This is a genomic window from Brucella sp. HL-2 (assembly GCF_025846885.2).
In the GTDB taxonomy this organism is placed as follows: domain Bacteria; phylum Pseudomonadota; class Alphaproteobacteria; order Rhizobiales; family Rhizobiaceae; genus Brucella; species Brucella quorumnocens.
This window is the reverse complement of sequence record NZ_JAOYTK010000001.1, coordinates 616242-630255: the sequence shown is the minus strand read 5'-3', so window position 1 is coordinate 630255 and position 14014 is coordinate 616242. Positions and strand designations below refer to the sequence as shown.

The window sequence follows — 14014 nt, the reverse complement described above, 5'->3', positions numbered from 1 at the left end:
GTCTTTATTCCAAAACCCGTTCCCATTTTTCGGGATTTGCTCTCGTTCAAGCCCGCTTAGGCAGGCGCACCAGGAAGGTTGAACCTTCACCAAGCTGCGAACGTACAACCAGTCGTCCGCGATGGCGCGCCAGAATGTGCTTTACGATGGCAAGCCCCAAACCTGTCCCCTTCTGTGCACGGCTGGTTTCGACGTCGATGCGATAGAAGCGCTCTGTAAGGCGCGGTAGATGTTCAGCGGCGATGCCCGGACCAAAATCCTGTATGGAAGCCACAGCCTCGGATGCGCCGCCGTTGTTTTCTTCATCCAGCTTCAGAATAACACGCTTACCGCCCTGCCCATATTTACAGGCATTCTCAACCAGATTCTGGAACACCTGAATCAGTTCATCGCGTGTACCCGTCACATTGACTGGACGATCCGGCAGATGGCGTTCGATCGTGACGTCTAATCCAGCAGCCAGCGGGCTCAGCGTATCTGCTACATGGTTGAGCACAGCGGTCATATCCACGCATTCATTCACTGACAGATGCGCTCGCATCTCGAGCCGTGATAGCGACAGGAGATCATCGATCAAGCGTGACATGCGTTCGGCCTGTTTCTGCATGATGCCGAGAAACCTGTCGCGTGCTGCTGCATCGTTGCGGGCCGGACCCTGCAGAGTTTCGATAAAGCCCAGCAGCGAAGCAAGTGGCGTGCGCAGTTCGTGGCTGGCATTGGCAATGAAGTCCGACCGCATACGGTCGATACGCCGCGTTTCGCTCTGATCGCGGAAAAGAAGAACAAAAAGCTCTGGCCTACCATCGGCATCACGCAACGCCTTGACCATCGCTTTGTACCAACGGTCAATCGGCACGCGCTCGAAATAGTCGATGCTACGTGGTTCACCGTCTGCAATCACACCCTGGATAAGCGCATGCATTTCCGGTGCACGAAAACGCAGATAAAGGCCAGTGTCCTTTTCAAGAGACTGGAATGCATCAACAGCAGCGGCATTGGTAAAAAGCACAGTTCCACGTTGATCGAAGACGATCATCGGATCGGTCAGCAGTTCAGCCAGCCGTTCTCCCGAAACATCCGCCATTTCATTGGTTGTATGGACGCCCTGCGGCTTGTCCTCAATGGCATCTTCGCGCGTTGCACTCGCAACCCAGATGGCACCTATAATGATCAAAACCATCAGAGCGATACGGAACCATAGCGGCAATTCCAGCACCATGATGCAGACTACCAGTACCATGCTGGCAATGAGCACGCCTTTGACCCGGAGAAGCGGAGCGAAGAGGGTTTCCTCTGGCTCGGAACCGGTCGAAGGCTGGTTGCTGTTTTCACTCATTCTGACATCTCTCACTTAATGCACCGCGCAAGCAATTGACCTGACGCAGGCGATTGTTCCTTCGGGAACAAACCATCCTTTACGCGGCTTATAAACAGCCCATATCATGCATAATGCTATGTGGGCACTTTTCGAAGCGTGCTTTTCTATAAACCAAAGGAGCTTGCCGTGGGTGACAGTTCAAAGACAGCTAACAAAAAGAAAGCAGAAAAGGACAATTCCAAATCCGCCGATAAGCCATTGAAGATCAAAATCGATGGTGAGACGCACAAGTTCGATATCAATGATCCAAAGCTTCCCGATTGGATAGATGATCAGGCTCTTCAGTCCGGTGGCTATCCCTATACGGAAAAAATGAAAACGAAGGAATATGAGGAAACGCTGGAGCGTCTTCAAATCGAACTCGTCAAGATGCAGTACTGGCTGCAAGGCACGGGCGGGCGCGTCATTTCGGTGTTTGAAGGGCGCGATGCCGCAGGCAAAGGCGGTACGATCTTCACAATCCGTCAGTTCATGAACCCACGTACTGCGCGCAACGTCGCGCTACCCAAGCCAACCGAAACCGAACGTGGTCAGTGGTATTTTCAGCGCTATGTGCAGCTTTTCCCAACGACCGGCGAGTTTGTTACCTTTGACCGCTCCTGGTATAATCGTGCCGGTGTCGAGCGCGTCATGCAGTTCTGCACACCGGAACAGCTTGAAACATTTCTGACAGAAACACCGGATTTCGAGCGCATGGTTGTCACCGAAGGTATTCACCTGTTCAAGTTCTGGCTTGATATTGGTCAGGAAATGCAGCTCAAGCGCTTCCATGAACGCCGCCACAGCCCGCTCAAGAACTGGAAGTTCTCACCCATGGATGTGGCAGGCATTTCACGCTGGGATGATTATTCAGCAGCTTTGCACACGATGCTGGAGCGCACCGATACAGGCTATGCGCCATGGACGATCATCCGCTCCAATGATAAGCGACGCGCCAGACTGGCTGCAATCCGGCGCGTTTTGCTCACATTGCCCTATGAAGGCCGGGATCTGGAAGCCATTGGTCCCGAAGATCAATCCATTATCGGACGCGGGGCTGAATTCCTCGCATCCAAAACCGCTACCCCTTCATCCTCCAACAAATAGAACACACTTGGCTGGTGCGGAGTTTTCTCCCACAGATGCGGCTTTCGCACCAGCTGCCACAGCGCGCGCCAGGCCGAAATGGAGATCAGAACCCAATAGGCAGGTATGGCCAGAATATAGGCGTAGCCACTCAATTCCGTCGGTTCCATCGTCTTAGAACCAAGCACATAAAAGCTCAGATAAGCCAGCATGATGTTGACGAGATCAATGCGCAGCAGCCACAGATTTTCGGAGCCGAGCGGCCCGAAAGCCATCATCGCAACCAGCACTGCAACCGTCATAAGCATAAATGGATGCAGAAGCGCTGAACCGATAATGCCGAGCGTATAAATCTGGTTGACCACGAAGCGCCACCAGCCGAGCTCACGCCAGGTTGTGTAAGGATTTCGGCCATGCACAAGCCATGTCTGCATCCAGCCCTTGATCCAGCGCGTCCGCTGTTTGTGCCAGACAGAATAATCCACCGGCGCATCTTCAACAGTGCCCCGGGTGATAACATCGATACCATAACCGAAACGGGCGAGCCGCATACCAAGGTCAGCGTCCTCCGTCACATTATAGGCGTCCCACCCGCCAACCTGATCGAGACAGGATCGGCGAAAATGATTGGAAGTGCCGCCCAACGGAATAACAAGACCCTGTGAGGCGAGCCATGGCAGCAGGCCCCGGAACAAAGTGGCATATTCAAACGCGAACATACGCGTCAGCAAATTCTGGCGGAAATTTCCGATAATGAGTGGTGCCTGAACGCAGGCAAGTTGCTTGCCACCACGCTGGAATGCCTGCCATGCCTCAAGCAACTGGTCAGGATGCGGGCGATCTTCCGCATCAAAAATCGCGATAATTTCTCCACGCGCAAATTGCAGCGCGTAGTTTAACGCCTTGGGCTTGGTGCGCGGCCCGCCTGACGGCACGAGAACCAGTTCGTAATTGGAAGGCAGCGTCCGCCCTCTGATCTCGGCAATCGTATCGAAATCGTCCTTCTCACACACGAGCTTGATATCCAGCTTGCTGCGCGGCCAATTGAGCCGTTCAAGCGAGGCTAACAACTGCCCGACCACGGCCTGTTCGCGATAGAGAGGCACAAGAACGGAATAAACCGGCAAGTCACGTCGTTTGAAAGGCATGATCTCAGGAAAGCGCAAGCGTCGGCTACCAACCGCTGCAAAAAGACGAATAAGCACACAGCCGAAAAAGAACAATGTCAGGCAGACATGTAAGGCCAGAATAGTTTCTGTCGGCCAGTTCACGATACTGGCAATGAACGCATAAAGCCCCATCGCTATGATGAACGCCTGAGGCGTCTCGAGAACACGGGAAGCAGAAAAAAGCTGCGGCGTCATCGCATGGGCGCGTGCAATCAGATCTTTCTGATGACGCTGACGCAGAATTCTTTTGATGAAGGAAGGGGTGCAAATCCTGATCCGATCCCGCAGGTCCGGCGACTGTCGAATATGATCTCGCAATTTCGCGATACCTTTTTCGGTTGGCGCTAGATAGAGATAGGACGTGCCATCTCTACCGAGCACCATAAGCTGGCCAGGCTCAGTGAAAATGGCCGACGTTTCTTCGCCTGTGACAAAAATCCGGGACGACAGAACCTCTTCTGTAAATGTCAGCTCAAGATAATCGGCTATCGCTTCAAAGAGCATCTCTTCTGAAACACCCGGCTGATGTCCGACTTCATCGCAGAAACTTGTCCCGTTTATGATAGCCGCTTCGTATGCGTGCTTCAGGCAATCACGCGGCACGCCGCGGCGTTCCAATCTGGCGGATATGGCAGTGCATATCCCCAGATCGAACGCAATCGATCCGTTACTCATAGTACCCCCGCACTACTACTGGATTATTTTCAATTATTAATAATATTTATTTCAATGCATAATGTGGTTTATTTATTTAACTAATTTATGTATTTATTAAATAACCCCACATATTTATATTTATTTCATTCTATTTAAAATAGAAACAGAATTATTCGTCGTTCATGGAAGTTATTTTGTTTTTGCGTCCTTATGTGCCAACCCATTCAAAATCATTGCATAGTTTTCCACACCCACTCTATTAACGTGAAATTATAAGATATTGCTTACATAAAGCATCGATGAAACGGCACCTTTTGAGCATAGCGGTCGCAGCTTTCTGGCTTTTGAACAGCCTCCCCTCCAGCGCGCAACCCGCACCCAAGGCACCTGACTTCTTCAATCAGAAGGAAAGGCTGGCTTTACCGTCTTTGCAGGGCCTCAACAGACTTCGCTTTGTAACCACGCTCGACTTTCCGCCCTTTAATGCGTTGAATGACGCTGGCCAGCTTTCCGGTTATAATGTCGATCTCGCCAAGGCGCTTTGCAGCCAAATGGGATTGAGTGACATATGTCAGATAGAAGCTGTGCCGTGGAACGAGCTTGAAACCAGACTTGAAAGTGGCGATGCAGAAGCGATCATCGCAGGTTTAAGTGCCAGTGCGCAAAACCGGGAAAAGTTTGTCTTCACCCGCGCTTATATGCGTCTTCCTGCACGCTTCGTGGCAATCAAAGCAAATCGTTTCTCCGAGCCCGCTTCTATCGCACTGCGCGGTAAGAATGTTGGTGTCATTGCAGGAACGGCACATGAGCAGGTTCTGAAATCTTATTTCCCGCAGGCCGTCGCCAAACCCTATCCAGATCGCGCCGCACTGCTGTCCGCATTGCAAAAACGCGAAGTGGATGCAGCATTTGATGACGGAATGGCCCTGTCATTCTGGTTGGAGAGTGATCAAGTCAATGACTGCTGCAGCTTTGTTGACGGGCCTTACCTCGCGCCACAATATCTCGGTCCCGGCCTGAGCATAGCCGTGGCACCGAAAAATGCGTCGCTGGCGAGCGCTTTCAACAATGCGCTTCAATCACTGCAGCAGCAGGGCAAACTTACAGAGCTGTATCTGCGTTATTTTCCAAACAGCTTTTATTAGAGTGTTCGACAGCTCAGTTTTAATTGGAACCGCTCACGCCTGACTCGCGTTGAATGCGCCGTTCAGCCACAAACTTAAAGCGGCTCCAGTGAATATTGAATCGTTGTAACCGCTGTAACTATTTGTTTTCACGCATTTTCGAACGCAAAACCGGTTCCCACTTTTGCTGGAAACGCTTTAAATTAGAGCGCATCCCGAAAAGTGTGAAACGGTTTTCGGACAAAGATGCGCGTTAAAACAGATAATTAGAGCGCCGATCTGATTCAATCAGATCGAAACGCGCTCTAAGCTGCTTGATCGAAAAAGCACCTTAGCCAAAGCCAAAACTGGTCTGAACACGAGCTAATTTCGTGCCATTTTGTCGCACCTCAGTGCACACGCAGAGCCTAATTTTCAGTGTTTTTTGAAACTTCCGATTATTCGATACTTACAGTATATAAGTAAAATTATTTGAAATCAGAATATTGGGTGGGATTTTTTGAGAATCATCGGCGTATTATCGCTCGCCTTCTTGTAACTTTCGTGTCGCTTTTATCATATTTTGCCAATAATTCCAGTCATTTATTTAAGCTTGAAGATTTCTTCTTTTGATCGATAATCAAAGTCGAGGATTAGGAGGAATTATACATGTACCAAGGCATTAGCACTCATTGGCACAAGACTCCTGCACAGACCCAACGGTCACCGAATGAAGCAACCTATGTGTTCTTCGGGATCTTTCTGGCGTGCCTAACAGTTCCTGCGGCAATCATTCTTTGGGCCATCGCTCAAAGCATAATGACGCATTTCTAAAAAGGTCAGGCAAGCTCGCTAATAGAGCCGAGACGCCAGGTTACGGCCATTGATGGATTGTGCGGAGCGTGACGGGAAGGTGTGGACAGCGCCCCGAGGGGCTTGCTCATAAGCGCGATCCATACTTGCGTAAGCGCCCATAGACGCACCGCATGCTGTCTTAGAGAGACGTGTACCCTAATGGGCATACAAAGGACGCTCTAACAGTTTAAACTATGCCGTAATATGCAATAAGTTCAACAAAAAGCCCCGCCTGAGAGCGGGGCTTTTCTTTTTCGATCTTAAAGCATTTCCAGCAAAAGTGGAAACAGGTTTTGCGTTCGGAAATGCGTAAAAACAAATAGTTACAGCGGTTCCTACGATTCAATATTAGCCGGAACCGCTGTAACCATCAGGCGCATCCGAGGAGGCTGCGCCGGGCACTGTATTAGAGCGTCGTGAGCCCACTTGGGCGCACGACGCTCTAACATTCTAAAATGAGCGCATAATTTTACCTTAAACTGAACCAAGTTTAAGGAATTATGCTCTAGTGCGCCGGGCCATTTTCCTCGCCCGGAGCAGTCTGCACCGGGGCTGGAGTGGCAGCCACATCGTCAGGACGCTTCTTCGGCGGCTTGCGGGCAATCAGGCTGTAGAACATCGGGATGAAGAAGGTTGCGATAAAGGTCGCAGCCAACATACCACCGATAACGCCCGTGCCGATCGAGTGACGACTTGCAGAACCTGCACCGGAGCTGATTGCCAGCGGAACCACACCAAGGATGAACGCCAATGACGTCATCACAATTGGGCGGAAGCGCAGGCGTGCAGCTTCAGCAGCAGCCTCAATAGCCGACTTGCCCTCTTCACGTTGCAGCACCGCAAACTCCACGATCAAAATCGCGTTCTTTGCCGCAAGACCTATGAGCGTCACCAGACCAATCTGGAAATAGACGTCGTTGGTCAGGCCGCGCAGATCGGTGGCGAGCAGCGCACCGAAGATAGCGAATGGTACAGCCGTGATAACAGCCAGCGGCAGGCTCCAGCGTTCATACTGAGCAGCAAGGATCAGGAACACCATGATCAAACCGAAGATCATAGCCTGACTGCCGCTACCGCTTGTCGTGACTTCCTGATAGGCAGAGCCCGTCCAGGCAATCTGATAGCCCTGCGGGAGCACTTCAGCAGCCACTTCCTGCATCGCCTTGATCGAGTCACCCGATGTGTAGCCCGGCGCTGGATTACCGGTAACCTTTGCAGCATTGAACGCATTGAACCGTTCGAGCTGATCAGGACCGACAACACGCTTTACCGTCACCAGTGCGCTCAGCGGGATCATGCTGCCAGAATTGGCGCGCACAAACACATGCTTGAGATCGCTCGGATCACGACGGAACTCGGCTTCCGACTGCAGATTGACCTGATAGTTGCGCCCATAGAGCGTGAAGTCGTTGACATAAACGCTACCGAAGGTCGCCTGCATGGCGGTGAATACCGAGTTGATCGGCACACCCATCGCCTTGGCTTTTTCACGGTCAAGCTGGATGTCGTACTGCGGAACATTTGGATCGAATGTCGTACGTACACCTGTCAGTTCCGGGCGCTTGGCCGCAGCATCTGTCAGAAGTTTGGTCGCATTGGTCAGCGATTCAACACCGCCACCAGTACGATCCTGCACGTAAAGTTCAAAACCACCTGTGGTGCTGAGACCCATGATCGGAGGCGGATTAAATGCCAGAACCATACCATCCTGAATGCCCGCATTCATGCCCATGATAGCACCGGGCAGATTACGTGCGTCGAGATCTGGCGTCGTGCGTTCTTTCCAGTCCTTGAGCATAATGAACATTGTACCCGCACTGGTCTTCAGACCACCCGAGAGCAGATCGAAGCCGGAGACTTCAAACACACTTTCGACAGCAGGATGCTTGCGGATATTGCTGCTGGCCTCATGAAGCACTGCAGACGTGCGCTCCAGCGAAGCTGCTGGTGGCAGGATAGCCACACTGAACAGGAAGCCCTGATCTTCATCCGGCAGGAGCGAACTCGGCACCTTCTCGAAGAGATAGTATGTACCGCCCAACAGACCGGCGAAAATCAGCAAACCGATAGCAGCGCGTTTCAGGAAGAACCGCACACCATTGGTATAACCGCGCGTCAGACTATCGAAGAAGCGATTGAAGATGCGGAACGGCAGCATTGGCTCATGATGGCCAGGCTTCAAGATCAGCGCGCACAAGGCGGGCGTCAGCGTCAAGGCCACGATGCCGGAGATCGTTACCGAAATCGCAATCGTAACAGCGAACTGCTTATACATTTCGCCGACCAGACCGCCCATGAAAGCGACCGGTATGAACACGGCGCAGAGCACCAGAACAATCGCGATAACCGGCCCTGTCACTTCGCTCATTGCCTTGATGGCAGCTTCGCGCGGCGGCAGTTTCTCGGTTGTCATAATACGTTCGACGTTTTCCAACACCACGATGGCGTCATCAACCACGATACCGATGGCCAGCACCAGACCAAACAATGTCAACAGGTTGATGGAGAAACCAAGCACATACATGCCTGCGAAAGTACCGATGATCGAGATCGGAACCGCGATGACCGGAATAAGGGTCGCGCGCCAGTTCTGAAGGAAGATAAAGACCACAAGAACCACGAGGATAATCGCCTCGATGAAGGTATGGACCACTTCCTCGACCGAGACCTTAATGAACTTGGTCGTATCGAATGGAACCGAATAATCGATGCCTTCAGGGAAACTCGTCTTCAGTTCCGCCATGCGGCTCTGAATGAGCTCCATCGTGTTCAAAGCGTTGGCGCCCGGCTGCAGATAGATCGCAATCGGAACCGCCGGCGTGCCATTCAGAGCACTGTCGACGAGATAGCTTTCTGTCCCCAGTTCAACACGCGCCACATCCTTAAGCTTCAGCGTTGCAGCATTTTTGTCGGAACGAAGAATGATGTTCTCAAATGCTGATGCGTCAGGCAAACGACCCTGCGTTGTCGCAGTATAGGTGAACGGCCCCGCCTGCGGGTCAGGCTGATCGCCAAAACGACCCGCTGCAAACTGCGCGTTTTGCTCCTGAATAGCCGTCTGAACGTCCGAAGGCGTTAGATTATATTGTGCTAGTTTGTCAGGACGCAGCCAGACACGCATCGAATAATCAATGTTGCCGAGAAGCTGAACATCACCCACGCCCGTAAGACGCTTGAGATCGTCAATGACGTTCAGAAGCGCATAGTTACCGACATAGGTACGATCATAACGGTCAGTGGTGGAGAACATCGCCACCATGCCGAGAATTGTGCTCGAACGTTTGTCGACGGTAACGCCCAGACGTTGCACTTCCTGCGGCAGGGACGATGTTGCACGCTGTACGCGGTTGTTGACGTTGATGGTCGCCTGATCCGGATCAGTGCCAAGAGCAAAGGTCACGGTCAGCTGCATAGTGCCGCTGCCAAGGCTCGAGGACTGCATATAAAGCATGTTCTCGACGCCGTTGATCTGCTGCTCAAGCGGTGCTGCAACGGTTTGCGTCACCGTTTCAGCACTTGCACCCGGATAGGTCGCACTGACGACAACCTGTGGCGGCGTCAGCTCGGGATATTGTGCAATCGGCAGGATCCGCATCGAGATGAGGCCCGCCAGCACAATGACGATAGAGATAACCGCCGCGAAAACCGGGCGGTCGACGAAGAATCTATTCATTTCTTGTCTGCCGCCTGTTCTTTACCAGCCTCTGTCCCTGCATCACCTGCAGCCTTTTCAGCCGAAGCTTCGACCGGCTTAACCGTCTTGCCTGGAGCGGCTTTGATCACGCCTTCGGTAATGATGCGGTCGCCAGCTTGCAAGCCGTCGCTCACGAGCCATGCGTCAGTAAGTTCACGCGAAATCGTAACGGGGCGAACTTCTGCGACATCGTCTTTGTTAACAACATAGACGAACTGTCCCTGCGGGCTCTGCATCAATGCTGCTTTTGGAACCAGAATTGCATTGTCGATGGTAACGCCGAGAATGGCGGCTCGCACAAACTGGCCAGGGATCAGACGCTGATCGGGGTTTTCCACGACCGCGCGCGCACCCAACGTGCCTGTTTCGGTATCAAGCGATGACGAGGTGAAGTCGATTGTGCCTTCATGCTCATAAGCCTGTCCGTCACCAAACAGAATCTTGATGCGCAGGCGATCGGCATCCTGACCTGTTGCCCCTCTCGCCTCACGCAGCTTGCGGATTTCCGCGGCTTCCGTGTCGGTGAAGGAGAAATTGACGTAGACCGGATTGATCTGGGTGATCGAAGTCAACAGGCTCGATGCCGAATCTGTACCGATGAGGCTGCCTTCAGAAACCTGTTCAAGGCTGGTGATGCCGCTGATCGGGGCAGTCACTTTGGTGTAGCTCAGATTGAGCTCCGCCGTCCGCAACTGCGCCTTGGTTGCTGCAACAGCCGCCTTATTGAGATCGCGGGTCGCAAAAGCCGTATCGCGGGCAGCCGTGCTTTGCACTCTCTGCTGAACAAGCTGTTCGGCACGTTCGGCATCGCGGATCGACTGCTGATACTGGGCTTCAGCCTGCGCTACTTGCGCCTGAACGCGTGCAAGCTCTGCTTCGTAAGGTGCCGGGTCAATCTCGAAAAGCACGTCGCCAGCTTTGACTTCCGTGCCCTCTACGAAATTGCGGTGCAAAAGAATGCCGCCGACACGAGCGCGTACCTGAACATCACGATATGCGCTCACGCGAGCGGCATACTCATAAGGGACGGAAACGTTCTGCGCCTTGATTTCTGTGACAGTGACAGGTGGAGGCGGCGGCGTAGCGCCTCCAGGAGCCTGCGCATAGACAGACTGTCCTGCAATAATGAAAAATGCGGCTCCTGCCGCAAAAAGCCGAATAGAACGGTTCATGGTCATAATGGGAGTTGCCCTTGATGTCGCACGGTGCGGCCGGATAAACATACACGAATGTTTGTAAATACGAATTACCGTGTTATAGTCAATCACCTAATGTTACATATCACGAATGAGTTATCCCAATTGTGAAGTAAAAACCCAAAGAGGTTTTGGAATTTTTTCACCTTGGAATTTCGAAAGAACCCGAATGCGCAGGACCAAAGCCGAGGCTGCGGAAACACGTGACGCCATTCTCACGGCAGCCGAGCATGTTTTTCTAGAACGCGGCGTAACGCAGTCCACATTGATGCAAATAGCAGGTCATGCCGGTGTGACACGAGGTGCGATCTATTTCCATTTTCACGACAAACTCGACATTTTTCAAGCGCTTATCAGCCGCACTCGCTTTCCACATGAAGAGATTATGCTACATGCGGCGGCCTGTGACCACCCCAATCCTCTCTATGTCCTTGAACAGTCGATCCTAACGGCCATAGAACTCTTCATTACCAATGAACGGCAGCAGAATGTTTTCACCATCATTCACCAGCGCTGCGAGTATGTTGGCGAAAACGCTCCGGTCGTTGAGCATTTGAAAGAAGCGCGCGCCAACATTCTGTCTCTTTTCATAGGACTGCTTGAAGTCGCGGAGCGTCGCGGAGAACTTTCCAGAGAGTGGACATCTTTCACGGCGGCGCAAATCCTGCTCGCTGTCCTGGGTGGGCTCCTCAATGAATGGCTCAGAAGCGAGCGGAGCTTCGATCTGGTCGGTTCAGGCAGCAAGGCTATCAAAACAATGATACAGTCTATGCGCAGCGAGAAATTCGCCGTTAGCTGATATCTATCTGACACCACAACTCGATCGGCCTGTCACCGCAAAATAATGCCAGATTCAGTGAAATGCGATGTTTATTGTGTTTACACACCACCCAACCCAACAAGTTGGGAAAGACGCTGCACAGCTTTTTAATTTACGCTTACGTCAATGTAACTCTTGCGATTACGACGAAAGTCGCCCACATTAATTTCTGAGGAGCGCGCCTATCCATCTTTCTGGATCAGGCAGCATTGGGAGAAGGGTGGCGGGCTTGCTACTCAAACAAAGGACGGAGCAATCCGGGGAGAAGGCATGGCGAAAAAGGCAACCGAAACTAAAACCACATCAACCAAAGCAACGTCGGGCAAAGCAACGTCGAACAAGGCAACAGCCACTGTGCCTACACCGGATAAGATTTGGCTGAAATCCTACCCGAAATCAGTGCCGCATGAGATCGATCTGAGCAAAGCCACATCTATTGGCGACATGATCTCCGCCGCGTGCCGCCAGTTTACTGACAAGCCGGCCTTTACCTGTATGGGCAAAGACTTATCCTATAAGGATTTGGACGAAAATTCGCGCGCGCTCGCTGCATGGCTTCAATCACGTGGACTGGTCAAAGGTGACCGCGTTGCCGTGATGATGCCCAATATCCTGCAGTATCCGATTGCGATTACGGCAATCCTGCGGGCGGGCCTCGTCGTCGTGAATGTCAATCCGCTTTACACACCGCGCGAGCTTCAGCATCAATTAAATGACTCTGGCGCCAAAGCGCTGATCGTGCTCGAAAACTTTGCCGCGACTGTCCAGAAGTCGCTGGCTTCCATTCACGTGCCAAACATCATCGTCGCCTCGATGGGTGACATGCATGGGTTGAAAGGCCACATCATCAATCTGGTGGTGCGCAAGGTGAAGAAGCTGGTGCCAGAGTGGAGCATTCCCGACCATGTGCGCTTTAAAGATGCGCTGACGCAGGGGCGCAGCAAGTCTTTTAATCCGGTGCCAATCAACAATTCGGATCTCGCCTTCCTGCAATATACCGGTGGTACAACCGGCATTTCAAAAGGCGCAATGCTGAGCCACAACAATATTCTCGCCAATGTCGAGCAGATGCAGCTCTGGATGGACGTCGCATTTCAGAACAAAGGCAAGCCGAAGGAACTCAACTTCGTCTGCGCCCTGCCGCTCTATCATATCTTCGCCCTCACCGTGAATGCGATGATCGGCATCAAACTTGGCGCGCGCAATATTCTCATTCCGAACCCACGCGACATTCCAGCCTTCGTAAAAGAGCTGCAGAAATATCCGTTCCATATCTTCCCTGGCCTCAACACCCTGTTTAACGGCTTGATGAACAACGACGATTTCAAGGCGCTCAACTTCAAGCCGCTTATTCTCACACTCGGTGGCGGCATGGCCGTGCAACGCCCCGTGGCTGAACGATGGCAAGAACTCACCGGCTGTCACATCACTGAAGGCTACGGCCTTTCTGAAACATCTCCGGTTGCTTCTGCCAATGCACTGGATGCGACCGAATTCAGCGGCACTATTGGCTTGCCAATGCCGTCGACCGATGTGGCGATCCGCGACGATGACGGCAAAGATCTGGCGCTTGGTGAGGTCGGCGAGATTTGCGTGCGTGGTCCACAAGTCATGGTCGGCTATTGGAACCGCGAAGATGAAACCGCGCGTGCTATCATGCCAGATGGCTTCTTCCGCACCGGCGACATGGGCTTCATGGACGAAAACGGTTTCACAAAGATTGTGGACCGCAAGAAGGACATGATCCTCGTTTCCGGCTTCAATGTGTACCCGAATGAAATCGAAGAAGTGGCTGCGGAACATCCCGGCATCGTGGAATCGGCAGCCGTCGGCATTCCAAACGAACATTCAGGCGAGGTGGTGAAGCTCTACGTGGTGCGCCGCGACCCGAACCTGACGGAAGAAGATGTGAAGTCCTTCTGCGCCCAGCGCCTCACCAACTATAAGCGTCCGCGCGAAGTCGAATTCCGTGACGCACTGCCGAAAACCAATGTCGGCAAAATCCTGCGTCGTGAATTAAGAGACTAAACAGTCTCAATCATTGAGGATGACAAACTGCGGCTCTGCTGAGCCGCAG

At 52.4% G+C, this 14014-nt stretch carries 8 protein-coding genes; 4 read left to right on the top strand and 4 right to left on the bottom strand.

Going from position 1 to position 14014, the window contains the following annotated elements; all coding sequences use genetic code 11:
- Nucleotides 1–46: 46 nt before the first annotated feature.
- Entirely contained in the window at nt 47–1336 is a 1290-nt protein-coding gene (locus OIV19_RS02950; protein WP_151095080.1) for an ATP-binding protein, read from the bottom strand.
- Between the two features lie 168 nt (nt 1337–1504).
- On the opposite strand from OIV19_RS02950, the gene ppk2 reads away from it, so the two are divergent.
- Entirely contained in the window at nt 1505–2464 is a 960-nt protein-coding gene (gene ppk2, locus OIV19_RS02945; protein WP_264230613.1) for a polyphosphate kinase 2, read from the top strand.
- On the opposite strand, the gene OIV19_RS02940 is transcribed toward ppk2, so the two are convergent.
- Entirely contained in the window at nt 2392–4287 is a 1896-nt protein-coding gene (locus tag OIV19_RS02940) for a glycosyltransferase family 2 protein (RefSeq protein ID WP_095446027.1), read from the bottom strand. The genes ppk2 and OIV19_RS02940 overlap by 73 nt on opposite strands.
- A gap of 281 nt (nt 4288–4568) precedes the next feature.
- On the opposite strand from OIV19_RS02940, the gene OIV19_RS02935 reads away from it, so the two are divergent.
- Nucleotides 4569–5414 carry a transporter substrate-binding domain-containing protein gene (locus OIV19_RS02935; protein WP_264230612.1) on the top strand — a complete coding sequence of 282 codons (846 nt, stop codon included), beginning with the start codon at nt 4569–4571 and terminating at the stop codon, nt 5412–5414.
- 1318 nt (nt 5415–6732) lie between these two features.
- Here OIV19_RS02935 and OIV19_RS02930 read toward each other — a convergent pair.
- Together OIV19_RS02930 and OIV19_RS02925 are read right to left on the bottom strand one after the other, a co-directional pair.
- A complete protein-coding gene (locus tag OIV19_RS02930) occupies nt 6733–9900 on the bottom strand; it encodes an efflux RND transporter permease subunit (protein ID WP_095446025.1) in 3168 nt (1055 codons plus the stop codon).
- Entirely contained in the window at nt 9897–11099 is a 1203-nt protein-coding gene (locus OIV19_RS02925; RefSeq protein ID WP_095446024.1) for an efflux RND transporter periplasmic adaptor subunit, read from the bottom strand. Before OIV19_RS02925 ends, OIV19_RS02930 begins: the two co-directional genes overlap by 4 nt.
- A gap of 187 nt (nt 11100–11286) precedes the next feature.
- Here OIV19_RS02925 and OIV19_RS02920 point away from each other — a divergent pair, with 187 nt between their 5' ends.
- Nucleotides 11287–11916: a TetR family transcriptional regulator gene (locus OIV19_RS02920; protein ID WP_095446023.1), complete on the top strand. Its 630-nt coding sequence runs from the start codon at nt 11287–11289 to the stop codon at nt 11914–11916.
- Nucleotides 11917–12207: 291 nt separating this feature from the next.
- The gene (locus OIV19_RS02915) at nt 12208–13965 is read left to right on the top strand and encodes a long-chain fatty acid--CoA ligase (RefSeq protein WP_235901981.1); all 1758 of its coding nucleotides are present in this window, start codon (nt 12208–12210) and stop codon (nt 13963–13965) included.
- Nucleotides 13966–14014: the final 49 nt, after the last annotated feature.